This window comes from Achromobacter sp. 10T422, assembly GCF_056394065.1.
The window spans coordinates 526721-553153 of the sequence record NZ_JBFTHD010000003.1 but is presented as its reverse complement, the minus strand read 5'-3'; the positions used below and the strand labels follow the sequence as shown (position 1 = coordinate 553153).

The following is a 26433-nucleotide window of genomic DNA, read 5'->3' as shown; positions in this document are numbered from 1 at the left end:
TCATCACGGTCACTCCTGTAAGGATTTTCGTGAAAGACGCTCTGATTCGCCTTAGCCAGGCTGCTGCCCTGGCCCTGCTGTTCACCGGCGCCGCGCAAGCCGCAGGCGGCCACGATGGCCACAACATGCCGTCCATGACCATGCCGGCCGCAACAGCCCCGATCGGCAAGCCGGGCGACGCCGCCCGCGCCACGCGCACCGTCAATATCGACATGAACGACGCCATGCGTTTCACGCCCGACCGTATCGAGGTCAAGGCCGGAGAGACCGTGCGCATCACGGTGCGCAATGTCGGCAAGATTCGGCACGAGCTGGTGCTGGGCACCGACGCCGATCTGAAAGCGCACTACGACATGATGATGAAGGACCCCGGCATGCGCCACGAGGAAGCCAACGCGGTGTCGCTGGAGGCGGGCAAGACCGGGCAGATCGTCTGGCGCTTCGACAAGGCGGGTACGGTGTCTTTCGGCTGCCTGGAACCCGGCCATTACTCGGCCGGCATGAAGGGAGCCGTGTCGGTGCTTTGACGCCCGGCACAGACTACCCATGCGCACACTTCCCCCTCTTGCCCGCCGGAGATTCGTGCAGGGCGTGGCGGCCGGCGGCGCGCTGGCGGCGCTTGGCGGCTGGCGCGCGGCGCTGGCACAATCGCCGTCGCTGTCCCCGCTGCAGTCGCCATTGCACCCTGCCTCCGCCACCGAATTACGCGGCACCGAGTTTCATCTTGAAATTGGCGAAACGCCGGTCAACTTCACGGGCGCGGCCCGCATCGGCACCACCGTCAACGGCCAACTGCCCGCGCCCATCCTGCGCTGGCGCGAAGGCGACACGGTGACGCTGCACGTCACCAACCGGCTGCGCGAGCAAACGTCCATTCATTGGCACGGCATTCTGCTGCCGTCGAACATGGATGGCGTACCGGGCCTGAGCTTTGACGGCATCGACCCGGGCCAGACCTTCACCTACCGTTTCGACGTGCGCCAAAGCGGCACGTATTGGTATCACAGCCATTCGGGCTTTCAGGAACAGACGGGCCTGTACGGCGCCATCGTCATCGACCCGCGCCGCCGCGACCCCATCGCGTCCGACCGCGACTACACCGTGCTGCTGTCCGACTGGACAGACGAAGATCCGATGCGGCTTTTCAACAAGCTGAAGGTGATGCCCGACTACTACAACGGCATTCAGCCCAGCGTGCAAAGCCTGCGCACCGACGCGGACGGCCGTGGCTGGCGCGCCGCGCTGTCTGAACGCCTGATGTGGGAACAGATGCGCATGAACCCGTCGGACCTGGCGGATGTGTCGGGCGCAACCTACACCTTCCTGACCAACGGCGCGACGCCCGCGGGCAACTGGACCGGGCTGTTCGCGCCGGGCGAACGCATCCGGCTGCGCTTCATCAACGGCTCGGCGATGACGTACTTCGACGTGCGTATTCCAGGTTTGAAGATGACGGTGGTGGCGGCGGACGGGCAGGATGTGCGCCCGGTGGACGTGGAAGAGTTCCGCATCGGCGTGGCGGAAACGTATGACGTAATCGTCGAGCCGCAAGACGACCGCGCCTACACGATCTTCTCGCAGGCCATGGACCGTTCCGGCTACGCCCGCGCCACGCTGGCCCCGCGCGCCGGCATGCAGGCAGACGTGCCGGCGCTGGACCGCGTGCAGCTGCTGGGCATGATGGACATGGGCATGGCGCACGACATGGGCGGTGGAGACCATGCCGGTGCGGGCGCGGCTGCCAATGCAGGGGCCGGGGCAGACGCAGCCGCCATGGACCACAGCGCCATGCCCGGCATGGACCATGGCATGCAGCACGGTTCCGGCGCTGGCCAGGGCGGCATGGTCGAAGTGAAGCATCCCTACCCCGCCGAGCGCGGCGTGGGCAATTCGATGCTGCCCGACGTGGTGTCAACGCGTCTGGACGATCAGGGCGTGGGCTTGCGCGACAACGGCCGCCGCGTGCTCACATACGCCGACCTGCATTCCATCCGCGAACCCGCCGACAACCGCGCGCCCTCGCGCGAGATCGAGCTGCATCTGACGGGCAACATGGAACGCTACATGTGGTCGTTCAATGGCGTGAAGTTCTCGGACGCGAAACCCATCGTGCTGCGCTACGGCGAGCGCGTGCGCTTCGTGCTGGTCAACGACACGATGATGACGCACCCCATCCATCTGCACGGCCTGTGGAGCGACCTGGAATCGCCCGACGGCGCGTTCCAGGTGCGCAAGCACACAATCACGCTCAACCCGGCGCAGCGGCTGAGCTACCGCGTCAGCGCCGATGCGCGCGGGCATTGGGCCTACCACTGCCACCTGCTGTATCACATGGAGGCCGGCATGTTCAGAGCGGTCGTGGTGGAGTAAGCGATGACGCCTAAGACAAAACGATTGGGCGCCTGCGCCCTGGCGATGATGCTGGTGGCTGCGGGTGCGCACGCGCAAACCGCAGCGACCGATCACGGCGCGATGGACCATGCCAGCATGCCGGGCATGGACCACGGCGCGACGCGTCCGGCGCCAGCCGCCATAGACCATGCCAGCATGGGTCACGGCGACTCCGCAGCATCGAATGCGCCGCCCCCCATCGGCAGCCTGCCGTCCAGCGATGGCGCGGGCGATCGCAGCTACGACAGCTACGGTATCCATCCGCACATGATGGACAACGACCCCACGTGGCAAGTGCTGTTCGACAAGTTCGGCATGTCGCGCAACCGCGATGGACAGAATGCGCTGGATTGGGATGGCCGCTTCTGGTTCGGCACGGCCACCGACCGGCTGGTCGTGAAGAGCGAAGGCGAACGCGAAAACGGTGGCGGCTCGGACGGAAAGGTTGAAGCGTTCTGGAGCCACGCGGTCTCGCCCTTCTGGGACCTGCAACTGGGTGCGCGCCGCGACATCGGCACGGGCCCCAAGCGCAACTGGGCCGCCATTGGCATTGAAGGCGTCCTGCCGTACAACATCGAACTGGAGACGACCGGCTATGTGGGTTCGTCGGGCCGCACGGCGCTGGCGCTGAAGGCCGAGTACGACCTGCTGCTGACGCAACGGCTGATCTTCACGCCGGAACTCGAAGCCAGCCTGTACGGAAAATCCGACCCCGAACGCGGGATCGGGTCGGGGCTGTCGACGGGCTCACTGTCGTTGCGGCTGCGTTATGAAGTCACGCGGGAATTCGCGCCCTACATCGGCGTATCCTTTGAGCGAAAGTTTGGCCAGACGGCAAGCTACGCCTCGGACGCTGGGGCCAGCCGCTCGCAGACGGCCGTGATGGCCGGTGTGCGGTTCTGGTTTTGACACCCCCCGCCTTTTCGACATTTACCCTACGGAGCATCATGAACGCATCCCGAGTTACGCGCCGCCTGGTTATTGCCGCGGCGCTGTTCACCCCGCTATTCGCCCCCGCGATCACGGCGGCGCAAACGCCCGTCAAGGTGGACGTCTGGAAGACGCCAACCTGCGGCTGTTGCGAAGACTGGGTCAAGCACATGCGTGACAACGGCTTCACCGTGACCACGCACGATGTGCAAGACACCGGCCCGATCCGCCGCAACGCGGGCATGGCGGACTACGGTTCCTGCCACACCGCCATGGTTGAAGGCTATGCGGTCGAAGGCCATGTGCCGGCCAGCGATGTGCGGCGTCTGCTGCTTGAAAAGCCCGACGCAGCGGGCCTGGCCGCCCCCGGCATGCCGCTGGGTTCGCCCGGCATGGACGGCCCGGAGTACGGCGGCCGCAAGACGCCGCACGACGTGGTGCTGGTCGACAAGCAGGGCGGCGCCAAGGTGTTCCAGGCGTATCGCTAGGGCGCGGGGGTGGGGGTGGGAAGGCCATTGAAACAATTCATCCACACCGTCTCAATGGCTACTCCTTGCACTGCAGCAAAAATGCGCCACAATAAATAACACGCATTTCTCACCCACCCCCTGGCAGTCATGGCAAAAATCGTCCTGTTCGAGAACATCCACCCGAGTGCCCGCGCGGTCTTCGAAGCCGCCGGCTACACCGATATCGTCACGCACGCCGCGGCCCTGCCGCCGGCGCAGATGCACGACGCCCTGCGTGGCGTGCACGTGGCGGGGATTCGTTCTCGCACGCACCTGGATGCCGCCTTGCTGGCCAGCCCCGACCTGCGCGTCGTGGGCTGCTTCTGCATCGGCACCAATCAGGTCGACCTGGATTCGGCCATGCAGCGCGGCATTCCCGTGTTCAACGCGCCCTTCTCCAATACCCGTTCCGTTGCCGAACTGGTGCTGGGCGAAGCCATCCTGCTGCTGCGCCGGATTCCGGAAAAGAACGCCCGCGTGCATCTGGGCCACTGGGACAAGAGCGCGTCAGGCGCGTTTGAAACGCGCGGCAAGACGCTGGGCATCGTGGGCTACGGCAACATCGGCTCGCAGATCAGCACGCTAGCCGAAGGCTTGGGCATGCGCGTCATCTATCACGACGTGGAAGCCAAGCTGCCGCTGGGCAACGCGCGTCCGGCCGGAACGCTGAACGACCTGCTGGAGCAGGCCGACGTGGTGACGCTGCACGTGCCGGGCGGCAAGTCCACCGAAAACATCATGAACGCAGAGACCATCGCGCGCATGCGTCGCGGGGCCATCCTGATCAACGCGTCGCGCGGCACCGTGGTCGACATCGACGCGCTGCACGCCGCGCTGAAGTCCGGCCACCTGGCGGGCGCTGCGCTGGACGTGTTCCCCACCGAACCCAAGGGCGCGGACGAGCCGCTGGCAAGCCCGCTGATCGGCCTGCCCAACGTCATCCTGACCCCGCACATTGGCGGCAGCACGCAGGAATCGCAAGAGAACATCGGCCGCGAAGTGGCCGAGAAGCTGGTGCGCTTCATGCAGGCCGGCACGACCAAGGGCGCGGTCAACTTCCCCGAACTGCCGTATCTGGAACCGGCGGGCGCCACCCGTATCCTGCACGTGCACCGCAACGCCCCGGGCGCGCTGGGCACGCTGGACAACCTGATGGCGCAACACGGGTTGAACATCGTCAGCCAGACGCTGCAAACCAAGGGCCAGATTGGTTATGTGATTACGGACGTGGAAGGCCAGGTGGATGACGTGGTGATGTCCACGCTGCGCAGCCACCCGATCACGGTGCGTTGCGACCGGCTGTAAACCGGGCGAGGTTGATCGCTTGATTGCGGATGGCGTTGTGGCTGAATTTGCCATGACGCCATTCTTGTTTATGGCACGCCTTCACCGGCTGCCGCCACCAGGCATTCCGCCATCTTTTCCCGCACGCTGCCCGCGTCGAACGGCAGCCGGCCGATGATGCCGATGTCGCGGTGAAACGCCTGGTCGCCCAACGGCACCAGGCGCAAGCCCGTCATGTCCAGCCCGCGCAGGCGCGGCAACAGCGCCACCCCCAGCCCGTGACGCACCAAATTGGCGATGGCTTCAATTTCATCGAGCTCCACCGCTTCGTGCACATTCAAGCGGTGCTTCTTCAAGAAAATATCCACCACCCGCCCGCCGAATGACGCCCGGTCATAGCGGATGAAGGGCTGCGTCGCCAGCACGTCGCGCCAAGGCGCGGCCGGCATGGATTCCGGCATGGCCAGCACCACGGGTTCACTTAACAGCGGCTGCCAGCCCAGCTCCGGCGGCAGCGTGAAAGGCGGGCGGATCAGCACGGCCATGTCCACTTCGCCCGCGTCCACCTGACCCAGCAGCGACAGCGACACCCCCGGCACAATCCGCACCCGCACATCGGGATACACCGCGCGAAAGCGGCCCAGCGCATCCACCAGCAGGCCTTGCTGCACCGAGGCGATTGCGCCAATGCGCAACGAACCGCTGACATGCCCCGCCCCCGCCGTGGTGACCATGCGTTCAGCCATGGCGACCAATTCTTCGGCCTGCGGCAGCATCTCTCGGCCGTGCGCGTTCAACACCGCGGCGCGCGCGCTGCGGTCGAACAATTCCACGCCCAGGTATTCCTCCAGGCGCTTGATTTGCGCGCTGACCGCCGACTGCGTCAGCCCAAGATGCGTGCCCGCCCCGGTAAAGGTGCCATCACGGGCCACGGCGATGAAGGTTTTGAACTCTTTGATCACGATCAATATTTTTGATGCTAAGACACAAAAAATATCGTTTTTCAATCAAAAAAACAATACCTAAACTAGGGGCTGGTGCTAGCGCTGTTTTGCACCCGCGGCAGCCCGCATGCCGATCACCCTCTTTTGAATGACCCGGAAATTCTCATGACCGCTCAAACCAACCTGCCGCCGTTCCACCTGGCCTTCCCGGTTCGCGACCTGGCCGAAGCCCGCGCCTTCTACGGCGAAAAGCTGGGCTGTCCGGAAGGCCGTAGCTCGTCCGAATGGATCGACTTCAACTTCTACGGCCACCAGATCGTCGCCCACCTGGCGCCCAGCGAATGCGGCCACAAGGCCACCAGCGCCGTGGACTCGCACAACGTGCCCGTGCGCCATTTCGGCGCGGTTCTTTCCATGGAACAATGGGAAGCCATGTCCAAGCGCCTGATCGACGCCGGCACCGAATTCGTCATCGAACCCTACATCCGCTTCAAGGGCGAAGTCGGCGAACAGGCCACGATGTTCTTCCTGGACCCGTCGGGCAACGCGCTGGAATTCAAAGCCTTCAAGAACATGGATTCCTTGTTCGCCAAGTAATCCGCCGCCAGAGGTGTCGCGCCGTTGAACGCTTCTTCCGAACCCCCTTCTCCGGCCGAACCCTCCTGGCGCATCCAGCCCCAGGGTGATCGCTGCCTGATCATCACCTTTGGCGACCGGATTGACGCGTCGGTCGGCCGGACCTGTCTGGCCGCGGCGCGCAAACTGCGCGACGCGCAATTGGCCGGCGTGACCGACGTGGTGCCGTCATTCGTCGCCGTGGCCGTGCATTACCGGCCCGACGGCGTCGGCGGCGGCCCCACCTGTTCCGCGCTGACCGCCCGCGTCAACGCGCTGCTTGCCGATGGCATCCCTGCCGACGCCTCGGCCGAACGTGACATTGATATCCCGGTTTGCTACGGCGGCGAACATGGCCCCGACCTGGACGACGTGGCGCGCGCCGCTGGCGTAACGCCCGACGACATCATCGCCCTGCACAGCGGACCGCGCAGCATGGTGTTCATGCTGGGGTTTGCGCCAGGCCACCCCTACCTGGGCCTGCACGACGAAAAACTGAACATCCCGCGCCGGCCGTCGCCGCGCACCGTGGTGCCCATCGGTTCCGTTGCGGTCGCCAACCGGCAAACGGTGATCTACCCGAACCGGCTGCCCGGCGGGTGGAACATCATCGGCGCCACGCCGCTGACGCTGTTCGACCCGACCCGCGAACCGGCCTCGCTGCTGCAACCGGGCGATTCGGTGCGCTTCGTGCCCATCAGCGCCGACGAGTTCAACCGCATCCGGAAGGCACAGCCATGAGCCTGACCGTCATCAAGCCCGGCATGCTGTCCAGCTTCCAGGACGCCGGCCGCAACGGGTATCAGCATCAAGGCATACCCGCCGCTGGCGCCATGGACGAACGCGCGCACCGGCTGGCCAATGCGCTGGCGGGCAACGCCGGTGACCCCGCCACGCTGGAAATAACGCTGACCGGGCCGACCTTGCGCTTTGATGCGCCGGCTTGCTTTGCGCTGGCCGGCGCAGACCTTGGCGCCACGCTGAACGGACAAGACATTTCCCCGCACCGCCCGCTAGTGGCCTGCGCGGGCGATACGCTGGCCTTTGGCGCGCGCCCCGCCACCGGTGTGCGCGCGTATCTGGCGGTGCATGGCGGCTTTGCCTTGCCTGCGGTGATGGGTAGCGAATCCACGTATTTGCGCAGCGGCTTTGGCGGCTTCCAAGGCCGCGCGCTGGCCAAGGGCGATTGCATTGCCCTGCGGACCCCGCTTGCCGCGCACCGGGACCTGAAGGCGCTGCGCGACGCGTTGTGGAACCTGCGCATCTATCTGCCCGGCACGCTGGGCAACACGCGCCGCGCCGCCATCCGCTTTCTGCCCGGCCTGCATTGGCACGAATTTTCGGATGCCACGCGCGACGCGTTCAGCGGCGCGGAATTTCGCGTCAGCCCGCAATCTGACCGCATGGGCTATCGTTTGACGGGCCCGGCGCTGGCGCTGGAACAGCCGCGCCAAATGCTGTCGGAAGCCGCCTGTTTCGGCACCGTGCAGGTGCCGTCGGGCGGCGAGGCCATCATCCTCATGGCCGACCGCCAAACCACGGGCGGCTATCCCAAGATCGCGCAGATTGCTACGGTGGACCTGCCCGCGTTGGCGCAGACCGCCCCCGGCGACACGCTGCGCTTTGCCCTGATCAGCCTGGACGATGCGCAGCGGCTGGATGCCGAACGCGAACGCGCGTTCACGCAATTGCACGACGCGCTGGCCCCGCTGCGCGCCTTGTTGACCCCCGCATAAAGGAACCTGCAATGACGACCCGCATCGATTTGAATTGCGACATGGGCGAAAGCTATGGCGCGTGGACCATGGGCAACGACGCGGCGGTGCTGCAATACGTCAGCTCCGCCAACATCGCCTGTGGATTTCATGGCGGCGACCCGGCCACCATGCGCAAAACGGTGGCGGCCGCGCTCAAGCAGGGCGTGGCGCTGGGCGCCCACCCCAGCTTGCAGGACCTGGCGGGCTTTGGCCGCCGCAGCATCCCGACCACGCCCGATGAAGCCTATGACATCGTGGTCTATCAGATCGGCGCGCTGGCCGGCGTGGCCGCCTCGCAAGGGGCGCGGCTGCATCACGTGAAGGCGCACGGCGCGTTGTACAACATGGCCGCAAAAGACGAAGGCCTGTCGCGCGCCATCTGCCAGGCGGTCAAGGATGTGGACGCGTCACTGATTCTGTATGGGCTGGCCGGCAGCAAGCTGATCGACGCCGCGCGCGCCATTGGGCTTGCGGCCGCCAGCGAAGTGTTCGCCGACCGCTCTTACCAGGACGACGGCTCGCTGACGCCGCGCACCCGCGCGGGCGCCATGATCGAAGACCTGGAGCAAGCGGTGGCGCAAGTCATAGGCATGGTGCGCGAAGGCAAGGTGCGTTCGGTAGATGGCCGCGATGTGCCGGTGCAAGCCGACACGCTCTGCATTCATGGCGACCAGCCCAACGCCCTGTTGTTCGCCAACGGCATCCGCCAGGCGCTGGAGCAGGCGGGCATTGAAGTCCGCACGCCTGCGCGCGGCTGAACGCGCAGCCCCTTAAAGCAAGGGGTCAGGCCCGGCCGTAACGCGGCGCCGCCTCTTGCCTTACGGGTTCAATGGCGTCGCGATACACCTGCACAATGCTCGGCAGCACTTCCAGCACGTACGTGCGCGTCAACCCCGCAGCGCGCTCAAAATCGCGCACTGCCACGGCCTGCGTGATGCCGTGGGTGTAGGTCTGGATGGTGTTGGTTTCAATCGAGCGCCGGGCCAGCAGGAAGCGCAGCGGCTCCACCTGTTCGTAGAGCTTGCTCAGCATGCTGGTCAGCGGCGTGTTGCCGGTGTAGCGGGCGCTGGCCAGATAGAACTCGCGGCATGCCGCGATGCTGGCGCGCACGTCGCGCTTGGCCATCGACGACGCAATCGCTTCGTCGTAGCTGCGCAGCTCGGCCACCAGCGGCGACAGATCCGTCACGTCGGCCAGCTGGCGCAGGCAATACGCCTCCAGCTCCGCGCGCAACATGTACAGGTGGCGGATTTGCGTTTCGGTATAGAGGGTGACCCGAAAGCCCTTGCGTTGGATATGCGTGACCAGGCCGCTCAACTCCAGCAAACGCAGTGCTTCCCGGATCGGGCTGCGGCTGGTGCCGAAACGCTGCTCTAGTTCTTGCTCCCGCAAGGGCTGCCCGGGCCGGATAGTGCCATCCACTATCAACTCACGAATCTGTTCCTGAAGGAAATACGGAATCGTGGCGGGCGCTTTGACGTCCAATCGGCTCCCCTTGTACTGCGCGAGGCATGGTATGAGACACCGAGAAGATACTAGAAATCTCTTGAAACACAAATAGGAAAATTGTTGCAGAGGTCAAAATGGGTTTGTCTCAGTCCCCGCCTTTCAATCCCAATCATCCCGATAGACGAACTTTGGCATCTGCCAGTTAAAGCGCAGAGCCAACAGACGCATGGCCAGCCCCACCGCCAACGCCAGCGGTACGGCGGCATTGGCCGACAAGCCCAGCGACTGGCCGCCCAGGTACAAGGCGCCGGTCAATACCGATACGCTGGCGTACAGCTCTTTGCGGAACAGCAGCGGCACTTCGTTGCAGAGCACATCGCGCAGCACCCCGCCTGCGCAACCGGTGATCATGCCGCTGATCAAAACGACGGTGACCGGCAGCTGCATCATCTGCGCCACCTGGCAGCCGATGACGGTGAACGCCACCAAACCCAGCGCGTCGGCCAGCAGGAACACGCTGCGCAAGCGCCGCATCACGGGCGCGATCAAGGCCGTTAGGATGGCGGCCCCGCCGGTCATCCACAGGTACTCGGGATGGATGACCCAGGTCAGCGGGTAATGCCCCAACAGCACGTCGCGCAGCGACCCGCCGCCCAGTGCGGTGACGCAGGCGATGATGCAGACGCCCATCCAGTCCATGTCGCGCCGGCCGGCCGACAGCGCCGCCGTCATGGCTTCGGCCACGATGGCGACTAAATACAGCGTGTGCAGCAAGGCGGGGGAAATGTCGGAGAACATGGAGATAACAGTTATAGAAAAAAGGGGCCAGGGAAACAGGCGCGGCCAACCCCACATTGTATTGACGCTGATATTGCGCAATCCGCCATTGCCTGGTTGCGGCGCGTCCCTTACGCTGGACCGTGCGTTGACATCGATCAATCCCCTGTCTGCGTCGCGGCGAGACAATGGGATAACGCCCTGACAGGGCAGTACAAGCCAGGCTGCGCGGACGCGGGAGTCGCCACTCTGGCCACAACCGGGAGATAACGTATGACACAGCAAACAGGCCCCATCCTTCTGGCGACTGACCTGAGCGCGCGCGGCGATCGCGCCTTGGACCGCGCGCTACAGCTCACGAAGGAACTCAATACCAAGCTGATCGTCCTGCATGTCATGGAAAGCCATGCCACGCCTGCGCGCCTGACCACGCCGGTCTGGCGGCGCCTGTCGTCCGACCACAAGTCGCTGGCCGAACGCGAGCTGGCTGAAGACCTGTCTGCGGCTGACGTGCCGTCGGAAGTGGTGGTGGTGTCGGGCGATCCGCTGACGCGCATCATGGAAACCGCCGATAGCTATGGTTGCTCGCTGATCGTCACCGGCATCGCCCGCGACGAAACGCTGGGCCGGCTGCTGCTGGGCACCACCGTTGAGAAGCTGGCCCGGCAAGCGCGCCAGCCGGTGCTGGTCGTGAAGACCCGCCCGCGCAAGCCGTATCGCGACGTGCTGGTCGCCACCGACTTCTCGCCCGGCTCGCGCCAGGCCCTGCGCGCCGCGCTGCAACTGGTGCCCAACGCCAACCTGACACTGTTCCATGCGTACGACGTGCCGTTCCAGGGCAAGTCCGTGCCTGACGACGCCGTCACGCGCAGCTTCTACAAGGGCGCGGAACAAAGCGCGCAGGAATTCACGGCGCAAACGCCGGAACTGGCTGGGCTGACGCCGCCCAAGGTGGTGCTGGAACCCGGCCAACCCGAAACCGTGCTGTCGGAATATTCGTTCAACCATCGCTCCGACCTGGTCGTGACCGGCACGCACGGCCGCACCGGCATCCTGCGCACCGCCATCGGCAGCGTGGCTGAGCGCCTGTTGGAATCCCTGCCGAGCGACGTGCTGATCGTCCGGCTGATCGACGGCGAATAAGCGGGCCGGCAGGATCAGCACGGCCCCATGAAAAAGCGGCGCTTCTGGCGCCGCTTTTTGCTGTGCTGCGATGTGTCTGGGAAACGATTACGCCTCGTCGCCCTGCTTTTCCATGGTTTCGATCGTGCCACGCAGCATTTTCAACAGCACCAGCCCCGGCACGGCAATCACCACCGTCAGCAGGAAAAACCCCGGCCAGTCCAGGTACGCCACCAGCGGCGGCGTCAGCGGCCCCGCCAGATACGTGCGCCCCACGGCAGATAGCGCCGACAGCAGCGCGAACTGCGTGGCCGAAAACCGCTGCCGGCACAACGCCATCAACAGGCCCACGAACGACGCGGTGCCCAAGCCGCCGCACAGGTTTTCGATCCCCACGCCGGTGGCCATCAGCCAGATATTTTTCGGGCTGACCGCAATCAGCCAGTACGCCAGATTCGACACCGCTTGCAGCAGCCCGAACGCCATCAGCGACCGGTACAGGCCCCAGCGCGACATCAGCGTGCCGCCGGCCAGCGCGCCCACGATGGTGGCGGCCAGCCCCAGCACTTTGTTCACGGTGCCGACTTCGGTGGGCGTGAAGCCCGCGCCGCGGATCAGGAAGGTGGTGGACAAGGCGCCCGCGAACGCGTCGCCCAGCTTGTACATCACGATGAGCAGCAGGATGGAGATAGCGCCCGGCCGCGTAAAGAATTCGACCAAAGGCTCGCCCACCGCCTGCCCCAGATTGCGCGGGGCGCGAGCGACGTGTTCCGGCTCGGGCGCCCACAGCGTGGCCAGCACGCACAGCAGCATCAACCCGCCCATCAGCACATAGGTATTGCCCCAGCCGATCCACTGGTCCGCCAGGATCAGCGCCAACCCGCCTGAGGCAATCATGGCCAGCCGGTACCCCATCACCTTCATGGCAACGCCGGCGCCGCGTTCCTCCTTGCGCAACACGTCCGTGCAATACGCGTCAAACGCGATGTCCTGGGTGGCGGACAGAAACGCCACCCCCACGGCCAGCATCGCCAGCGGCATCAGCGCGGTGGAGGGCGACATCAGCCCCATCAGCATGATGGCCAGGCCCAGCAGCACTTGCGTGACCAGCATCCAGCCGCGGCGGCGGCCAAGCAGCGGCGGCACATAGCGGTCGATGAGGGGGGCCCACAGGAATTTGATGGTGTAGGCCGTGCCTACGAGCGTCAGGAAACCGATTTCCTGGAGCGGGACGCCTTCCACGGTGGCCCAGGCTTGCAAGGTGCCGCCGGTCAAGGCCAGAGGCAATCCGCTGGCAAAGCCCAGGACCAGCAAGGGGGCCACGCGGGGGCTGGTGTAGACGTTGGATACAGCGGTAATGACGGTCTCCTGAAACGCGCCAGCACGGCGCAACAGGCGTTGCGCCGCGAGGCTTGCGGCATTTTAGGGCCTGTTCGGCCGCGCCGTCAGGGCGATCGGTGTCGGAATGTCAGGGCGTCGCGAAACGATAAACCGCCAGCGTGCTGCGCCAGCTGGGGAACAGCTTGACCTCGTGCCCTTCGTTGAACGTGGCGCGTTCAAGAATGCGCAGCTTCAGCTCGCCGGCCAGCTGTTCGAAGTCGCGCAGCGTGCACAGGTGAATGTTCGGCGTGTTGTACCACTGGTACGGCATCTGGCCCGTGACCGGCATGCGGCCACGCAGGATGGCCCAGCCGTGCGGCCAGTAACCGAAGTTGGGAAACGACACGATGCCGTGGCGCGCCACCCGCGCCATTTCGCGCAGGATGTGTTCGGTGCGGTGCATGGACTGAAGCGTCTGCGACAGCACCACCGTGTCGAACTGCTTGTCGTCAAACAGCGCCAGGCCGTCTTCCAGGTTTTGCTGAATGACTTCCACCCCGCGCCGCACGCAGGCGATCACGCAGGTGTCGTCCAGCTCAACGCCCGCGCCGCGCACCTGGCGGTTGTCGCGCAAGTGCGCCAATAGCGCGCCGTCGCCGCAGCCCAAGTCCAGGACGCGGCTGCCGGGTTCGATCCAGCCCGCGATGCGCGCCAGGTCGGGCCGCAGCGCGTTATGGGCATAGCGGGGGGTGGCAGGAGTCATGCGGAACGTCCTTCGGTCAGGGCGGTATCGCCCGCCAGCCCAAGCTCGCGCGCGATACGTTCGTAGTAGCCACGAACCACGGCATGGTAGCGCGCGTCTTCCAGCAGGAAGGCGTCGTGCCCGTGCGGCGCGTCGATTTCGGCATAGGTGACGGGGCTGGCGTTCTTCAGCAGCGCGCGCACGATTTCGCGCGAGCGCTCGGGCGGGAAGCGCCAATCAGTCGAGAACGACACCAGCAGGAAGTCGGCCTTGGCGGGCGCCAGCGCACGCGCCAAGTCGCCGCCCGTCGTGCGGGCCGGATCAAAATAATCCAGCGCGCGCGTGATCAGCAGATAGGTGTTGGCGTCGAAATAGCGGGTGAATTTCTCGCCCTGGTAACGCAGGTACGACTCCACTTCGAACTCGACGTCGTAGCCGTAGTGGTAGGCGCCGTTTTCGGCGGGCGCGCGTTGCGCACGGCCAAATTTTTCGGCCATGTCGTCATCGGACAAGTAGGTGATGTGACCAATCATGCGCGCCACCGACAGGCCGCGGCGCGGCACGGTGTCTTGCGCGTAGTAGTCGCCGCCGTGGAAATCCGGGTCGGTGATGATGGCGCGGCGCGCCACTTCGTTAAAGCCGATGTTCTGCGCCGACAGGCGCGGCGTGCTGGCGATCACAACGCAGTTGGCCACGCGGTCGGGCAAGGTAATGGCCCAGCTGAGCGCTTGCATGCCGCCCAGCGATCCGCCCATCACCGCCGCGAAGCGATCGATGCCGAAGTGATCGGCCACGCGAGCCTGCGCGCGCACCCAGTCTTCCACGGTCAGCACCGGGAACGCGGCGCCCCAGGGCTTGCCGGTTTCGGGGTTGACGCTGGCCGGACCCGTCGAACCGAAGCAGGAGCCCAGGTTGTTCACGCCGATGACGAAGAAGATGTTGGTGTCCACCGGTTTGCCGGGGCCGACCATGTTGTCCCACCAGCCGACATCGCTGGGGTTGTCTGCCGCCAGGCCCGCCACGTGGTGCGAGGCATTGAGCGCATGGCAGATCAGGACCGCGTTGGTGCGCTGCGCGTTGAGCGTGCCGTAGGTTTCCACGGCAAGTTCGTACGCAGCCAGCGACTGGCCGCTAAGCAAGGGCAGCGGCTCATCGAAGCGGATGAAGGTGGGTGCGACAAGACCGACGGAACCGGGATCAGCGGAGTCGGACGTCGTGACGGTGGCGGGGACGAACCCGCTGGCCGAATCACCGGCCAAATGTTGGGCAGGAGTGGTCATACGGACCTCTTTAGCTGGATTTATTGGAAGGCGCCCGCAAGCGGATCAGGCAAATCGGCGCCGAAATATGGGTACTGCACTCAGGTACAGCGGAAAGAATTCTAGCACTGCTTGGCGGGGCTGCTGAAGCGGGCCGCCGGTGTGACAATAGCGCTTACCGGCGGCGCGCTTCGCCAGCCCCCACCCATTTCGCGCGGCGCGCCCCCCTGACAGGAAGGATATGGCTCACATCTATCTGGACGAACTTCAACACCTGGCGGCCGCCGCCCTGGCCGCCGCCGGCGCCAATCCGGCGATGGCGGACAGCACCGCCCGCGCGCTGGTCTTTGCCGAAAGCCAGGGCATCAGTTCCCACGGCCTGTCGCGCGTGCCGTTCTACGCCGGCCATCTGCGCGCCGGCCGCGCCATCGGCTCGGCCGTGCCGCGCATCGTGCACGAGCGCGGCGGCGCAGCGCTGATCGACGCGGGTTCGGGCCTGGCCTATCCCGCCTGCGCCATGGCGGTCGAGCAAGCCGCCCTGCGCGCCCGCGAACACGGCATCGCCTTCATCGGCGTGGCCAACAGCCATCATTTCGGCGAAGCCGCCTACCACCTGGAAGCGCTGGCCGATGCCGGGCTGGTGGCGCTGGCGCTGAGCAATTCGCCCGCCGCCATGCCGGCCTGGGGCGGCAAGCGTCCGCTGTTTGGCACCAACCCCATCGCCGCCATCTTTCCCCGCCGCAATGGCGCGCGGCTGGTGATTGATTTGTCTCTGTCGCAAGTGGCGCGCGGCAAGCTGATGATCGCCGCGCGCGACCACCAGCCCATTCCGCTGGGCTGGGCATTGGACGCCGACGGCCAGCCCACCACTGACCCCAAGGCCGGGCTCGCAGGCAGCATGCTGCCCGCAGGCGGCGTCAAGGGCGCGATGCTGGCGCTGATTGTCGAACTGCTGGCGTGCGCACTGACCGGCGCGCACTTCGGTTTCGAAACGGAATCGTTCTTTGTCGACGCAGGCGGCCCCGCGCAGCTGGGCCAGGCCTTCATGGCGATCGACCCGGGCGCGCTGGCGGGCAACAACACCTACCTGGAACGTGTCGAAACCCTGGTTGACGCCATGCTGGAAGACGACGGCGTGCGCCTGCCCGGCGACCGCCGCCGCAAGCTGCGCGACGAAGCCGTGAAGCACGGGGTCGACATCCCCGACCCGCTCATGGCGCAACTGCGCGAGATGGCGGGCGTGGCCTAGCGCGCTAGGCGCCCTGGGTGAACCACAACATCAAGGGCGCCAGCAACAGGAACACGACCGTCGACACCAGCACCGCGCCAGCGGCGGTGTCGCCCAGCGTCGTATAACGCTTGGCGTACATGTAGCTGACCACGGCGCACGGCATGGCCATTTGCAGGCTCAGCGCGCCGGCCAGCACGGGTTCCAGGTCCAGCGCCCACACCACGGCCAAACCTGCCGCCAGGCCCACCACCAGCCGGATCGCCGCGACTTTCGCGCCATCGCGCAGGCCGTTGGACGGAATCAGCGCCAGCGCATGGCCCAGGCTCAGCAGCATCAGCGGCACCGTCACCGCGCCCAGCATGCGGGCCGTTTCAATCATCCATTCCGGGACGGGGATATGCAGCATGCGCAACGCCACCGCCACCATCGACGCCAGCAGAATGGGGCTTTTCCAGCTGCCCTTGGTGTTCACGCCCGGCAGCAGCCGCACGGCGATTGTGTGCATGACAAAGGAATTCACGGCAAAGAATGCCACGGCCACCGACAGGCCCGCATCGCCAAACGCCAGTTGCGAAATGGGCAGGCCCAGGTTGCCGGCGTTGGGCAGGAAGGCCGTGGGCAGCAGCGTGCGCACCGGCAACTTCCACAATTTCAGCAGCAGCGCGCCAACCGCGGCGCACAGCAGCAGCGCCAGCAACGTGGCCGCCGCCACGTCGGCCAACGCGCGATCGTCCAGGTGGGTCGTGACAAAGGTGTGGAACACCAGGGCCGGCGTGGTCACGGAGGTGACGAGCGTGGTGATGAACGCCCCGCCAAAAGGGATATCGCGCTTGCCCCACAACACCCCGATGCCGACGCACGACAACAAAGGCAGCATCAGCACAATGGCTGACAGGTAAAACTGGGCAATGGCAAACATACAACTATTCCGTCAGAGATAAAGAGATTGATGCGCCAAGGCATCAATGCTTGCCCAGGGGCGATGTGGGCCGCAGCATGGGGGCACCTTGTCAACTACAGGGCGCACCGCCCATTGCCGCCATGTCCGTCAATCGTCCGCTGTCCGCATATTGCCCCGACCTGTTGCCCAGCAACCCGCCCTTGTCCCGCTTGCACCCGCCGATTTCGCCGCTGACCTCGCTGTCGGCGCCCTTGCCCAGCGAGATGTCGGCCGCCAAGCCCCTGTCAGACCGCCAGGCCATCTGCCTGTTCTGGTCGGCCGCAGGCAAAACCAGCTGGGAAACGGCCCGCATCCTGGATGTCAGTGAAAGCACCGTGAATTTCCACCTGCGCAACGCCTGCACAAAGCTCGGCGTCCGGGGCCGGCGAGCCGCCGTGGTGGCGGCAATACGCCAGGGGCTGCTGGACACCGTCATGGTTTGACGGGTTTGGCCGGGTTCACCACTACCGACCGCAGGAATTCCCGCGCGCGTTCGGCGGGCAGGCTTTCCGTCGTGCCCGCCGCCACCGCTTCGATCAGCATGGCGTCAGTGACCCAGACCTTCGCCTGCAACCATCCCGGCTTGCCCATGGCTTTGCCGTGCACCTCGATTTCCTGGCCATAGGGCGGCCACGCCATGGGCGGGGGGGCCTGCATGTTGGCGTACAGCGAATGCATCAGCGCCACGCCCAACGCCTGCTTGGCCACCGGGTCCGCCGCAATGTCGGGCGGCAGCGGCGCGCTGCCGATGGCAAACACGGCTTCACCCACCGTGGCCGTGGCCAGGGTAAAACGCAAGGTATGGGTATCCAGGCGCAAGTCGCGGGTTTCCGTCGACACGCGGTCGGGGAACGCGGCGCGCACATGCCCGTCGGCCACGTCCACTTCGCGCCAGTTGTACCGGGGCGAGCAGGCGGCTACCAGCAGCGCCAACCCCACAATCACGCCGGCTTTCTTGAACATGAAACGAAACAGCGATGAAATCGTCATTACCCGAGGCCCGTGACGCCTAATCATTTCGAGGAATCTGGAAATTGTCGCCGATTTCGATGACCCCTGCGCCTGACGGCACGCCACTGGCCAATTATCTTTGGCCCGCCGCCCCCAATGCGCCCCCGCCGATTACCGGCGCGGGCACCCCCGGCATCTACCTGCTGCACGGGCTGAGCGAACACGCCGGGCGCTATGACCGCCTGGCCCGCTGGCTGGCCGCACGCGGCTGGACGGTGGGCGCGCACGACCACCGCGGCCACGGCCGCTCGGGCGGCGCCCCCGCCACGCTCGCCCACCAGGAAGACCTGGTCACTGACGCCGTCGAACGGCTGACCGCCTGGACGCAAGCCCAAGGCCGCCCGCCCATCGTGCTGGCCCACAGTCTGGGCGCGCTGGTGGCGGTGCGCATTGCGCTGCGCCGCATGGCCGAACTGGATGCGCTGGTGCTCAGTTCGCCGCCTTTCGTGGTCAACGTCCCGCTATGGGTGCGCCGCACGCTGACCTGGATGTCCCTGCATGCCCCGGACCTGCGCGTGCCCCACGGGCTGGCGCCCGCCCGTATCTCGCATGACCGGGCGGTCGTCAAAGCCTACCGGTCCGACCCGCTGGTGCGGCGCCGCATGACAGGCAGGCTGGCGCGCTTCGTGGACGAAGGCGGCCAGGAAGCCCTGCGCGAGGCCGGGCTGCTGCCCTGCCGCACCCTGCTGATGGTGGCGGGCGACGATTCCATCGTCGCGGCCGAAGGCAGCCGCCAATTCGCACAGCGGGCGCCCGCCGAATTGCTGACTCTGCGCTGGTACGACACCGCCTGGCACGAGATTTTCAATGAAACGGCCCCTATTTCCGATCCGGTTTATGCTGACCTGGACGAGTGGCTGGCGCGTACGGCTCAGGCATTGTCCCTGCGCCCAGTATTGGCTCCCTCGGCACAGGAAGCCGGCACCCCGTAAAATCCGGCGACAGACCCATACGAGAAGAATCCGTGACTGATACCGCCGCCAACCGCCTCTCCCGCCTAGAGGCCAACCGCTCGCTGCTGACCCAGACGCTGCGAGGCATTGAGAAAGAAGGCCTGCGCGTGGACGAACAGGGCATCCTGTCGCGCACCCCGCACCCCGCTGGCCTGGGTTCGGCACTGACCAACGAACACGTCACCACCGATTATTCCGAGTCGCTGCTCGAACTGATCACGGGCACCCACACGGATGTGGACGCGCTGCTGGCCGAGCTCACCAATACCCACCGCCACGTTTACAGCGTGCTGGACCACGAGCTGATCTGGAATCAGTCGATGCCGGCCACGCTGCCCGCAGAAGCCGACATTCCCATCGCCTGGTACGGCAAGTCGAACACCGGCATGCTCAAGCATGTTTACCGCCGGGGTCTGGCCGAACGCTATGGCAAGACGATGCAATGCATCGCCGGCGTGCATTACAACTTCTCGCTAGCCGAAGACTTGTGGTCGGTGCTGGATACGCAGCCTGGCTCGGTGCAAGACCGCCGTTCGCGCGGCTACATCGGGCTGATCCGGAACTTCACGCGCTATTCCTGGTTGCTGATGTATCTGTTCGGCGCGGCCCCCGCGCTGGCCAGTGACTTCCTGCGCGGCCGCGAGCATCCCTTGAATCGCCTGGGCGACCACACGCTCTACCTGCCGCATGCCACCAGCCTGCGCATGAGCGACCTGGGTTACCAGAACAAGGCGCAGTCGCAGTTGAAGCTTTGCTACAACGACCTGGACACGTTCCTGGGCCGTTTGTACGACGCCGTGACGCAGCCCTGGCCCGATTACCAAAAGCTGGGCACGCATCGCAACGGCGAATGGATTCAGTTGAACACCAACGTGCTTCAGATCGAAAACGAGTACTACTCCAGCATCCGCCCCAAGCGCGCCACCGGCCGCTGCGAACGCCCCATCACGGCGCTTGCGGAACGCGGCGTGCAGTACGTGGAAGTGCGCTGCCTGGATATCGACCCTAGCTCGCCCGTGGGCATCGACGCCAGCACCAGCCGCTTCGTCGACGCCTTCCTGCTGTTCTGCACCACGTCCGACAGCCCGTTCTTCCCCGCCAGCGGCTACTGCCAACGCAGCGCCGACAACTTCTCGACCGTCGTCAAGGAAGGCCGCAAGCCCGGCCTGATGCTCGACCGCGAAGGCCAGGCCGTATCGCTCACGCAATGGGGCCACGAACTGCTGGACCAGATCGCGCCGTACGCCGCGTTGTTCGATTCCGCGCTGGGCGGCAACGCCTATGCCGAAGCCTTGTCCGCGCAGCGCGCCAAGCTTGATCACCCCGACACCACGCCGTCGGCGCGCTTGCTTGAAGCGCTGACGCAAAGCGGCTTGTCGTTCCATGATTATTCGCTGCAACAAAGCCGCCAACACGCAGACACGCTGCGCGCGCAAGCGCTGCCGTCGGATCTGGCGGCCGCCTATGAGCAAGCCGCCGCGCAGTCCACGGTGGAACAACAACGCCTGGAGCAATCCGACACGGTGGATTTCGACACCTATGTCGCCCGCTACCACGAGGCGCTGAAAGCGCCGCGCAAATAAGGCGTATCGTTAGGGTTTGGTTTTGCGGCGCCCGTTCCTGGGCGCCGCGAATCACGTCAGTCACTCAGGAGGTTTTTTCCATGCGCCGCACTGCAACACTCTTGCTGGCCTTGGCAGCCAGCATGGCGGGTATCGCCCATGCCGCGCCGCCCGCCATGCAGACCGTGGAATCGGTAGACCTGAAACGCTACGCAGGCATGTGGTACGAGATCGCGAATTTTCCGATGTTCTTCCAGCGCAACTGCGTCGGCGACACCACGGCGGAATACACCGCGCATCCCGATGGCACGATAGGCGTGAACAATCGCTGCCGCACGAAGGATGGCGATATCGATTCGGCCTCTGGTACCGCCACTGTCGTGGAAGGCAGCAACAACGCCAAGCTAGAAGTCACGTTCGTCAAACCCTTCAAGGGCGACTACTGGGTCATCGGCCTGGACCCGGAATACCGCTGGGCGGTGGTGGGCACGCCCGACCGCAAGTACCTGTGGATTCTGTCGCGTTCGCCGCAACTGCCCAAGGAAGAATTGGACAAAGCCCTGGCCGCGGCCACGGCTCAGGGCTATCAATTGGATGAACTGCGCTACACACCGCAGAAGTGACGCAGCACTGACGCAGCTGTAGCTCAGCAGCCGCTCAGCAGTCTCTCAGCAATGACACAACCGGCGCATGATTGCGCCGGTTGTCATTTGGCCAGGTATCAGCCCACGACAGGTCAGCCCGCGTAGTCTCGCGCCAGACGCACGACCGTCACGCCGGGCTTCAACTGCCGCAACGACGGCATGATCAGCGTGCAGTGATCGTACGGCGTCACGATGGGCTGGCCATCTGCCCAGCCGATCACCGAACCCGCTGCTTCCAGCGTTTCCAGCCCTGTCCAGCCCTGCGCAAATTGCACGTCCATTGACGGTGCAACGACGGCATTCGTCACTTCCAGCACACGTTGCACGGCAGGATCAGGCATCAGCCAGCCCGCCGGCAGGTCAGCCGCATCCAGCACGCCCGACTCCACCAGCATGCGCGCCACCATGTCGCGCGCCACGTCGCGCGCGGCCAGCTCGCCGTGGAAACCGCATTCGATCAGCAAGGCGCAGGCGTCTTCGCGCGCCGGGTCGCCGAACTGCGCAAAGTCACGCATGCGCACGCCGTCCTTGTGGCCCGCATCCACGATCACGTGTTGCGGCGCCTTCAGGCGGCGCGCCAACGCGATGTTGCGCGGCAAAACGCCCGTCAACAACAAGGGCGCGCCCGGCTCATGCATGGAATGCAAATCCAGCAGCCAGTCCGCGCGCTCCACGAAGGGGCGCAGGGCCGCGCCGCGTTGGCGGTCGGGCGTGGTCGGGTTGTCCAGGCGCTCGGCGCTCCAGACGCGGTTCATGTCTTCGGCCACGAAGCGCGAGGCATCGTGGTTGGCATGATCAAAGCGGTCGAACGCGTCCAGGTTGCAAAACGCCAGCGTCAGGCTGCCGCGGCGCGGCTTCACGCCAGCGGCCAGCAAGTCTTTCAACGCCCACGCGCCGCACAGCTCGTTGCCGTGCACCAGCGCGGACACCATGAGCGTGCGTCCCGGCACGCCCGAATCAAAATGCCACACGCCCGGCGTGCCAGTGTTGCCGGCGCGCTCGGCGCTCAGGTCGGGAACGGGAAGCTTGAATTCCATGGTGTGATCCGCTGTGTTGCCTGGTGATGCGATGGGGTTGATGGCTGTGGATTTAGTGCACGTCTACTGGACGTTTACTCTGCACGTTTACTGTGCTTCGATCTTGGCGGCCTTGACCAGCGCGCCGTACTTCTTCGTCTCTTCGGCCTGATAGGCCACCATGTCCACGCCCGGCTTGGCCACTTCGCCACCTGCGTCCTGCATCTTGTTGCGGAACGGTTCGGACTTCAGCGTTTCATCCAGCACGGTGCGCAGCTTGGTGACCACCGGCTCCGGCAAACCCGCCGGGCCATACAGCGCGAACCACAGGTTGATATCGACGGATTCAAAGCCCGGGGTAGCGGCCAACGGCGCGATCTCGGGCGCGGCCGGCGAACGCTTGTTCTCGGTCAGCCCCAGCGCCACGATGTTGCCGCTGCGCACTTGCGGCAGGCCCGAAGACAGCACCAGCATGCCGTAGTCCAGCTGGCCGCTCATCAGGTCCGTCACCAGCGGCGACACACCGCGGTACGGCACGTGTTCGGCGCGCGTGCCGGTGGCCTGGTTGATCATTTCGCCCGCCAGATGCAGCGTGGTGCCCACGCCCGACGAGCCGTAGTTGAACGTGCCGGCGTCAGCGCCGCGCAGCTTCTTCAGATAGTCGGCGGCAGTTTTCACGCCGGAATTCTTGCTGGCGGCCAGCAGCATCGGCTGCGAGGCCACGAGGCCCAGCGCCGTGAAATCCTTGGCGCTGTCGTACTTCACCGCCGTGTTGATCATGCGGGCAATCACCATTTCATTGGTCGAGCCCAGAAAGATGGTGTAGCCGTCGGGGGCCGCACGCGCCACGCGTTGCGCGCCGATGGTGCCGCCGGCGCCGCCCACGTTTTCGACCACCACGGTCTGGCCCAGGCGCTTGCCCAGCTCTTCGCCCAACAGGCGCGCGGTCAGGTCCAGGCTGCCGCCGGCGGGGTAGCCGACGATCAGCGAAATGGTACGGGCGGGGTAATCCGCGGCAGACGCGGCCGGGGCGGCAGCCAGGGCCGAGGCGGCACACAACGCAACAAGCGCTGCACGCAGCGGATGCAGAATGGACTTCATGGTTTTCTTCCTTGGGGTGCTGGGGGTGGACGGCGTGGCCGTCTCATTTGAGGTTTAGGCTCACATTTTCGTGGCGCGCACGTACGTCATCCGTGCCAAAACGGCACATCTTCGTGCTTATCTTGTTTTTCGATAATGATGGGCAGCCGCAGAACGGCGATCAGGCCTTGCGATTGGCGGTGGCTTCCCAGGCGGCTTCCGCCAAATCCGTCAAGCGCGCGCGCGGCCGGTACAAGCGCACTTCAAAAGCGATTTCCTCGCTGCGGCCACCCAGCGCGGCCAACACGCCTCGCCGGCAATCCGCCGCCACCATCGACCACGGCAACCACGCCACCCCCACCCCCTTGGCAACCGCACCATGGGCGGCGTCCAGCGAATCGCTGCGCACGAACGGCGTCAGCGCATAAGGCGTGGTTTCCAGGCGGTCGCCGACGATGCGTTCCATCGCCAGCCCGCCCGTATAGGTAATCAGCGGCACCGGCGGCCCGCCATCTTGCAGCGTGTAGCGGGCGCGGCCGCGCGTATCCACCTGGCTGACCGGCACCAGCTTGTCGGTGGCCAGCGTCATGTAGCGATAGCGCGCCGGGCTCAGCGGCACGGACAGCGCCGGATGCTCGTAGCAGCACAGCAAATCCACCTTGCCCTGCTCCAGCCGCACCACCAGATCCTGCGCCTTGCCGGTGGACAGCTCCACTTGCGTGCCCTCGGTCAGCACCTTGGGCGTGCGATGCCGCAGCCGGGCAATCCAGTCCGCGACCAGGGTGCGCGCCAGGCTGCGGCCGGTGGCGATGCGCAACACCGCTTCACCGCCCGCCCCTGAACTGCGGATGCGATGGCGCACCAGCCCCATCTGCTCGACCACCTGGGTGGCCGTCTTCAGCAGGGCTTCGCCTTCGGGCGTCAGCGTGACGGGCAAATGCTGGCGTTCGACCAGCGGCGCGCCGGCCCAGACTTCCAGCGCGCGTATGCGCCGCCCGAAAGCGGGATGCGTGACGTGGCGCAGCTCGGCCGCGCGCACAAAGCTGCCGGTACGCGCCAGCGCGATCAGGTCTTCAAGGAGTTTCAGGTCGGCCATAAGGCGAGCGTACGAAAGCACAAGGCAGTAGCTTAAGCGATTGACCGTCCCGTTTAAGCGATTGACCGTCCCGTAGATTGGCTGGCCCTTGGGTTGACCGGCCAATCAGACCGTCGCTCAGCGCGCCGCCAGCCCCATCATCGCCAAGGTCGCACGCGTCAGGTCGCTGTCCGGGTCTTCAAGCTCGTTGACCAGATCGAAGTGATTGCAATGCGGCATGGGGATGCGGGTGGACGCCAGACCCGCGGCGTTCCAGGCCGCTTCGAACGCGGAAGTCTGATTCTTGAACCCTTGCGTCTCCAGGCCGCCCACTGCCAGCAGCATCGGCCCCGCGTGTTCGGGCAGATTGAAGATCGGGCTTTGATGCGCGGCTTGCTCGGGCGTCAGGCGCAGCCACGTGTTCGGCAGGATGTCGCACAGCGGCCGCAAGTCGAACAGCCCGCTCAGCGCCAGCGTGCCCTTGATGACGTCGTCCGGGACGCCATAGCGCGCGGGCCAGCCGGGCGCGACCAGCATGCCGGCCAAATGGCCGCCTGCCGAGCTGCCGCCCACATAGATGCGGTCAGGGTCCACGCCATAGGCCGCCACGTTCTGGTACAGCCACGCCACGGCGGAACGCACTTCGCGCACCACTTCGCCCAACGTGGCTTCCGGCACCAGCGTGTATTCCAGCGTGGCCACGGCGGCGCCGGCGGCGTTGAAGGCTTCGGCCATGACCGGCGCATCTTCCTTGCGCTGCGCACGCCAGTAACCGCCGTGGATGAACACAAACAGCGGCGCCGGGGCGCGCGACGCGGCAGGCAGGAACAAGTCCAGCCGCTCGTCCTGGCCCATGCCGTAGCGCAAGTCCAGCACGCCGGGGCGGCGCGTGCGCACGCGCGCGGACGATTCCGCGTAGCGCCGCACGCAGGCGTCAAAATCCGCCACCGATTCGCGCGCGTTGTATTGCACCTCGCGCTCGGCGATGGTGGGAAAGAAAAGGTCGATGTCGGCGTTATGCATGTCGTGCCTGCGAGTCGGGCTGTGAAATGATCCGTTCGATGAATTGCGCGGTCTTGCGGTAGTGGGCCGCCAGCATGGCGACGGAACGATCCGCGTCGCGCGAGATCGCCGCGTCAAGCAATTGGCGGTGTTCGTCATCCACGTTGCGTTCCGGCCCGTAGGCCGTGGCGCCCGCGCGCGCAGGGCGGCGGTAACGCTCGGTTTGCGCATACAGCTGCGTGGACAAGTCCAGCAGCCAGTGCGACCGGCACGCGCCGATCAAGGCATGGTGGAAATCCAGATGGCGCGCTTCGAGCAGTTCTTCCCGTTCTTCCGACGGCGGCGAGGCCTCGCCCGCGCGCTGCGCCGCCAGCGTCAGCGCGTGATACGCCCCCACCAGCCGCGTTTCCCAGGCATCGTCCGCATTGGCCAGCGAGCGGCGCAGGGCATCGCAATCAATCAGGATGCGCGTTTCACAGGCGTCCCACATTTCCTCGACCGACAAGGGCGCGATGCTGAAACCGCGCGATGTGGTGTTCACCACCATGCGTTCGCTGCGCAAGCGGTTGAGCGCTTCGCGAATGGGCGAAAAACTGCTGCCGTAGCGCTGCTTCAGCAACTCCAGCCGCAGCGACTGGCCCGGCGCGAACGCACCGCTCATGATGTCGCGCCGAAGCAGGCGATACACCTGCTCCGACAGCGTAATTTCTTCCACGTCAGCATTCCCGTCCGATCCGGGATCGTCCTGGCGGGAAGCTTTGATTCTTGGCTTCAACATGCTCTCCAGATGTCAGCGGCTTGTCCGCCGATCCGCGCACAG

At 65.6% G+C, this 26433-nt stretch carries 28 protein-coding genes and 1 riboswitch; of the genes, 15 read left to right on the top strand and 13 right to left on the bottom strand.

Going from position 1 to position 26433, the window contains the following annotated elements:
* Positions 1-29 precede the first annotated feature (29 nt).
* The 5 genes from AC1DB0_RS10150 to serA all read left to right on the top strand — a co-directional run bounded on the left by AC1DB0_RS10150 (position 30) and on the right by serA (position 5135).
* Positions 30-527 carry a cupredoxin domain-containing protein gene (locus AC1DB0_RS10150; RefSeq protein WP_476757441.1) on the top strand — a complete coding sequence of 166 codons (498 nt, stop codon included), beginning with the start codon at positions 30-32 and terminating at the stop codon, positions 525-527.
* A gap of 19 nt (positions 528-546) precedes the next feature.
* Positions 547-2370, top strand: coding sequence for a copper resistance system multicopper oxidase (locus tag AC1DB0_RS10145; RefSeq protein ID WP_476757440.1), 1824 nt, complete (start codon positions 547-549; stop codon positions 2368-2370).
* Positions 2371-2373: 3 nt separating this feature from the next.
* On the top strand, positions 2374-3300 hold the full coding sequence (locus AC1DB0_RS10140; protein WP_476757439.1) for a copper resistance protein B: 927 nt from the start codon (positions 2374-2376) through the stop codon (positions 3298-3300).
* 38 nt (positions 3301-3338) lie between these two features.
* Positions 3339-3809 carry a DUF411 domain-containing protein gene (locus AC1DB0_RS10135; protein WP_476757438.1) on the top strand — a complete coding sequence of 157 codons (471 nt, stop codon included), beginning with the start codon at positions 3339-3341 and terminating at the stop codon, positions 3807-3809.
* Between the two features lie 129 nt (positions 3810-3938).
* Positions 3939-5135: a phosphoglycerate dehydrogenase gene (gene serA, locus AC1DB0_RS10130; protein WP_054421278.1), complete on the top strand. Its 1197-nt coding sequence runs from the start codon at positions 3939-3941 to the stop codon at positions 5133-5135.
* A gap of 68 nt (positions 5136-5203) precedes the next feature.
* Here the strand turns inward: serA and AC1DB0_RS10125 are convergent, their stop codons facing one another.
* Positions 5204-6076 carry a LysR family transcriptional regulator gene (locus AC1DB0_RS10125; protein ID WP_054421412.1) on the bottom strand — a complete coding sequence of 291 codons (873 nt, stop codon included), beginning with the start codon at positions 6074-6076 and terminating at the stop codon, positions 5204-5206.
* Positions 6077-6223: 147 nt separating this feature from the next.
* Here AC1DB0_RS10125 and AC1DB0_RS10120 point away from each other — a divergent pair, with 147 nt between their 5' ends.
* Genes AC1DB0_RS10120 through AC1DB0_RS10105 form a run of 4 tightly spaced genes read left to right on the top strand, consistent with a single transcriptional unit; the run spans position 6224 to position 9188 of the window.
* Positions 6224-6655 (top strand): VOC family protein, encoded by a 432-nt coding sequence (locus tag AC1DB0_RS10120; RefSeq protein ID WP_054421277.1) that lies wholly within the window; start codon positions 6224-6226, stop codon positions 6653-6655.
* Between the two features lie 24 nt (positions 6656-6679).
* Positions 6680-7414: a 5-oxoprolinase subunit PxpB gene (pxpB, locus tag AC1DB0_RS10115; protein WP_054421276.1), complete on the top strand. Its 735-nt coding sequence runs from the start codon at positions 6680-6682 to the stop codon at positions 7412-7414.
* On the top strand, positions 7411-8409 hold the full coding sequence (locus tag AC1DB0_RS10110) for a 5-oxoprolinase subunit C family protein (RefSeq protein WP_476757437.1): 999 nt from the start codon (positions 7411-7413) through the stop codon (positions 8407-8409). Before pxpB ends, AC1DB0_RS10110 begins: the two co-directional genes overlap by 4 nt.
* Positions 8410-8420: 11 nt before the next feature.
* Positions 8421-9188 carry a LamB/YcsF family protein gene (locus AC1DB0_RS10105; RefSeq protein ID WP_175170543.1) on the top strand — a complete coding sequence of 256 codons (768 nt, stop codon included), beginning with the start codon at positions 8421-8423 and terminating at the stop codon, positions 9186-9188.
* A 25-nt stretch (positions 9189-9213) separates the two neighbouring features.
* Here the strand turns inward: AC1DB0_RS10105 and AC1DB0_RS10100 are convergent, their stop codons facing one another.
* Positions 9214-9915, bottom strand: a complete 702-nt coding sequence (locus AC1DB0_RS10100) for a GntR family transcriptional regulator (RefSeq protein WP_054421273.1) — start codon at positions 9913-9915, stop codon at positions 9214-9216.
* A 123-nt stretch (positions 9916-10038) separates the two neighbouring features.
* Positions 10039-10677: a trimeric intracellular cation channel family protein gene (locus tag AC1DB0_RS10095; protein WP_054421272.1), complete on the bottom strand. Its 639-nt coding sequence runs from the start codon at positions 10675-10677 to the stop codon at positions 10039-10041.
* Positions 10678-10929: 252 nt separating this feature from the next.
* Here AC1DB0_RS10095 and AC1DB0_RS10090 point away from each other — a divergent pair, with 252 nt between their 5' ends.
* On the top strand, positions 10930-11799 hold the full coding sequence (locus AC1DB0_RS10090; RefSeq protein ID WP_054421271.1) for a universal stress protein: 870 nt from the start codon (positions 10930-10932) through the stop codon (positions 11797-11799).
* 87 nt (positions 11800-11886) lie between these two features.
* Here AC1DB0_RS10090 and AC1DB0_RS10085 read toward each other — a convergent pair whose 3' ends face one another.
* From AC1DB0_RS10085 to metX, 3 genes are all read right to left on the bottom strand, one after another.
* On the bottom strand, positions 11887-13170 hold the full coding sequence (locus AC1DB0_RS10085) for a muropeptide transporter (protein ID WP_428980508.1): 1284 nt from the start codon (positions 13168-13170) through the stop codon (positions 11887-11889).
* A 76-nt stretch (positions 13171-13246) separates the two neighbouring features.
* The gene (gene metW / locus AC1DB0_RS10080; protein ID WP_476757436.1) at positions 13247-13861 is read right to left on the bottom strand and encodes a methionine biosynthesis protein MetW; all 615 of its coding nucleotides are present in this window, start codon (positions 13859-13861) and stop codon (positions 13247-13249) included.
* Positions 13858-15120 carry a homoserine O-succinyltransferase MetX gene (gene metX, locus AC1DB0_RS10075; protein WP_054421269.1) on the bottom strand — a complete coding sequence of 421 codons (1263 nt, stop codon included), beginning with the start codon at positions 15118-15120 and terminating at the stop codon, positions 13858-13860. The genes metW and metX overlap by 4 nt, the downstream gene beginning before the upstream one ends.
* Positions 15110-15191: riboswitch (SAM riboswitch) on the bottom strand. It overlaps the preceding gene by 11 nt.
* A gap of 149 nt (positions 15192-15340) precedes the next feature.
* Here metX and AC1DB0_RS10070 point away from each other — a divergent pair.
* Positions 15341-16348 carry an Ldh family oxidoreductase gene (locus AC1DB0_RS10070; RefSeq protein ID WP_054421268.1) on the top strand — a complete coding sequence of 336 codons (1008 nt, stop codon included), beginning with the start codon at positions 15341-15343 and terminating at the stop codon, positions 16346-16348.
* A gap of 4 nt (positions 16349-16352) precedes the next feature.
* Here the strand turns inward: AC1DB0_RS10070 and AC1DB0_RS10065 are convergent, their stop codons facing one another.
* A complete protein-coding gene (locus tag AC1DB0_RS10065) occupies positions 16353-17249 on the bottom strand; it encodes an AEC family transporter (RefSeq protein ID WP_476757435.1) in 897 nt (298 codons plus the stop codon).
* A gap of 245 nt (positions 17250-17494) precedes the next feature.
* On the opposite strand from AC1DB0_RS10065, the gene AC1DB0_RS10060 reads away from it, so the two are divergent.
* On the top strand, positions 17495-17713 hold the full coding sequence (locus AC1DB0_RS10060) for a LuxR C-terminal-related transcriptional regulator (RefSeq protein ID WP_054421410.1): 219 nt from the start codon (positions 17495-17497) through the stop codon (positions 17711-17713).
* Here AC1DB0_RS10060 and AC1DB0_RS10055 read toward each other — a convergent pair.
* Positions 17703-18260 carry a hypothetical protein gene (locus AC1DB0_RS10055; protein ID WP_476757434.1) on the bottom strand — a complete coding sequence of 186 codons (558 nt, stop codon included), beginning with the start codon at positions 18258-18260 and terminating at the stop codon, positions 17703-17705. The genes AC1DB0_RS10060 and AC1DB0_RS10055 overlap by 11 nt on opposite strands.
* Positions 18261-18319: 59 nt before the next feature.
* Between AC1DB0_RS10055 and AC1DB0_RS10050 the strand changes: the two genes are divergently transcribed.
* The 3 genes from AC1DB0_RS10050 (at position 18320) to AC1DB0_RS10040 (ending at position 21419) form a co-directional block, all read left to right on the top strand.
* Positions 18320-19213: a lysophospholipase gene (locus AC1DB0_RS10050; protein ID WP_476757433.1), complete on the top strand. Its 894-nt coding sequence runs from the start codon at positions 18320-18322 to the stop codon at positions 19211-19213.
* Between the two features lie 32 nt (positions 19214-19245).
* On the top strand, positions 19246-20817 hold the full coding sequence (gene gshA / locus AC1DB0_RS10045) for a glutamate--cysteine ligase (RefSeq protein ID WP_054421265.1): 1572 nt from the start codon (positions 19246-19248) through the stop codon (positions 20815-20817).
* 80 nt (positions 20818-20897) lie between these two features.
* Positions 20898-21419, top strand: coding sequence for a lipocalin family protein (locus AC1DB0_RS10040; protein WP_054421264.1), 522 nt, complete (start codon positions 20898-20900; stop codon positions 21417-21419).
* A 113-nt stretch (positions 21420-21532) separates the two neighbouring features.
* Here AC1DB0_RS10040 and AC1DB0_RS10035 read toward each other — a convergent pair whose 3' ends face one another.
* The 5 genes from AC1DB0_RS10035 to AC1DB0_RS10015 form a co-directional block, all read right to left on the bottom strand.
* Positions 21533-22477 (bottom strand): M14 family metallopeptidase, encoded by a 945-nt coding sequence (locus AC1DB0_RS10035; protein WP_175170547.1) that lies wholly within the window; start codon positions 22475-22477, stop codon positions 21533-21535.
* An 87-nt stretch (positions 22478-22564) separates the two neighbouring features.
* Positions 22565-23557 carry a Bug family tripartite tricarboxylate transporter substrate binding protein gene (locus tag AC1DB0_RS10030; protein WP_175170548.1) on the bottom strand — a complete coding sequence of 331 codons (993 nt, stop codon included), beginning with the start codon at positions 23555-23557 and terminating at the stop codon, positions 22565-22567.
* Positions 23558-23717: 160 nt separating this feature from the next.
* Complete coding sequence (locus AC1DB0_RS10025) at positions 23718-24632, bottom strand: LysR family transcriptional regulator (RefSeq protein WP_054421261.1); 915 nt, start codon at positions 24630-24632, stop codon at positions 23718-23720.
* A 117-nt stretch (positions 24633-24749) separates the two neighbouring features.
* Positions 24750-25634: an alpha/beta hydrolase gene (locus tag AC1DB0_RS10020; RefSeq protein WP_476757432.1), complete on the bottom strand. Its 885-nt coding sequence runs from the start codon at positions 25632-25634 to the stop codon at positions 24750-24752.
* Positions 25627-26388, bottom strand: a complete 762-nt coding sequence (locus AC1DB0_RS10015; RefSeq protein WP_054421409.1) for an FCD domain-containing protein — start codon at positions 26386-26388, stop codon at positions 25627-25629. The genes AC1DB0_RS10020 and AC1DB0_RS10015 overlap by 8 nt, the downstream gene beginning before the upstream one ends.
* Positions 26389-26433 lie beyond the last annotated feature (45 nt).

Coding starts and splice junctions, on each gene's coding strand:
- AC1DB0_RS10065 (WP_476757435.1), bottom strand. CDS start 17,249: ATGTTTGCCATTGCCCAGTTTTACCTGTCAGCCATTGTGCTGATGCTG.
- AC1DB0_RS10050 (WP_476757433.1), top strand. CDS start 18,320: ATGACCCCTGCGCCTGACGGCACGCCACTGGCCAATTATCTTTGGCCC.
- AC1DB0_RS10060 (WP_054421410.1), top strand. CDS start 17,495: ATGTCGGCCGCCAAGCCCCTGTCAGACCGCCAGGCCATCTGCCTGTTC.
- AC1DB0_RS10025 (WP_054421261.1), bottom strand. CDS start 24,632: ATGGCCGACCTGAAACTCCTTGAAGACCTGATCGCGCTGGCGCGTACC.
- AC1DB0_RS10090 (WP_054421271.1), top strand. CDS start 10,930: ATGACACAGCAAACAGGCCCCATCCTTCTGGCGACTGACCTGAGCGCG.
- AC1DB0_RS10140 (WP_476757439.1), top strand. CDS start 2,374: ATGACGCCTAAGACAAAACGATTGGGCGCCTGCGCCCTGGCGATGATG.
- AC1DB0_RS10105 (WP_175170543.1), top strand. CDS start 8,421: ATGACGACCCGCATCGATTTGAATTGCGACATGGGCGAAAGCTATGGC.
- metX (WP_054421269.1), bottom strand. CDS start 15,120: ATGACCACTCCTGCCCAACATTTGGCCGGTGATTCGGCCAGCGGGTTC.
- AC1DB0_RS10030 (WP_175170548.1), bottom strand. CDS start 23,557: ATGAAGTCCATTCTGCATCCGCTGCGTGCAGCGCTTGTTGCGTTGTGT.
- AC1DB0_RS10055 (WP_476757434.1), bottom strand. CDS start 18,260: ATGACGATTTCATCGCTGTTTCGTTTCATGTTCAAGAAAGCCGGCGTG.
- AC1DB0_RS10095 (WP_054421272.1), bottom strand. CDS start 10,677: ATGTTCTCCGACATTTCCCCCGCCTTGCTGCACACGCTGTATTTAGTC.
- metW (WP_476757436.1), bottom strand. CDS start 13,861: ATGACTCCTGCCACCCCCCGCTATGCCCATAACGCGCTGCGGCCCGAC.
- serA (WP_054421278.1), top strand. CDS start 3,939: ATGGCAAAAATCGTCCTGTTCGAGAACATCCACCCGAGTGCCCGCGCG.
- AC1DB0_RS10120 (WP_054421277.1), top strand. CDS start 6,224: ATGACCGCTCAAACCAACCTGCCGCCGTTCCACCTGGCCTTCCCGGTT.
- AC1DB0_RS10020 (WP_476757432.1), bottom strand. CDS start 25,634: ATGCATAACGCCGACATCGACCTTTTCTTTCCCACCATCGCCGAGCGC.
- AC1DB0_RS10070 (WP_054421268.1), top strand. CDS start 15,341: ATGGCTCACATCTATCTGGACGAACTTCAACACCTGGCGGCCGCCGCC.
- AC1DB0_RS10135 (WP_476757438.1), top strand. CDS start 3,339: ATGAACGCATCCCGAGTTACGCGCCGCCTGGTTATTGCCGCGGCGCTG.
- AC1DB0_RS10110 (WP_476757437.1), top strand. CDS start 7,411: ATGAGCCTGACCGTCATCAAGCCCGGCATGCTGTCCAGCTTCCAGGAC.
- AC1DB0_RS10035 (WP_175170547.1), bottom strand. CDS start 22,477: ATGGAATTCAAGCTTCCCGTTCCCGACCTGAGCGCCGAGCGCGCCGGC.
- AC1DB0_RS10145 (WP_476757440.1), top strand. CDS start 547: ATGCGCACACTTCCCCCTCTTGCCCGCCGGAGATTCGTGCAGGGCGTG.
- AC1DB0_RS10040 (WP_054421264.1), top strand. CDS start 20,898: ATGCGCCGCACTGCAACACTCTTGCTGGCCTTGGCAGCCAGCATGGCG.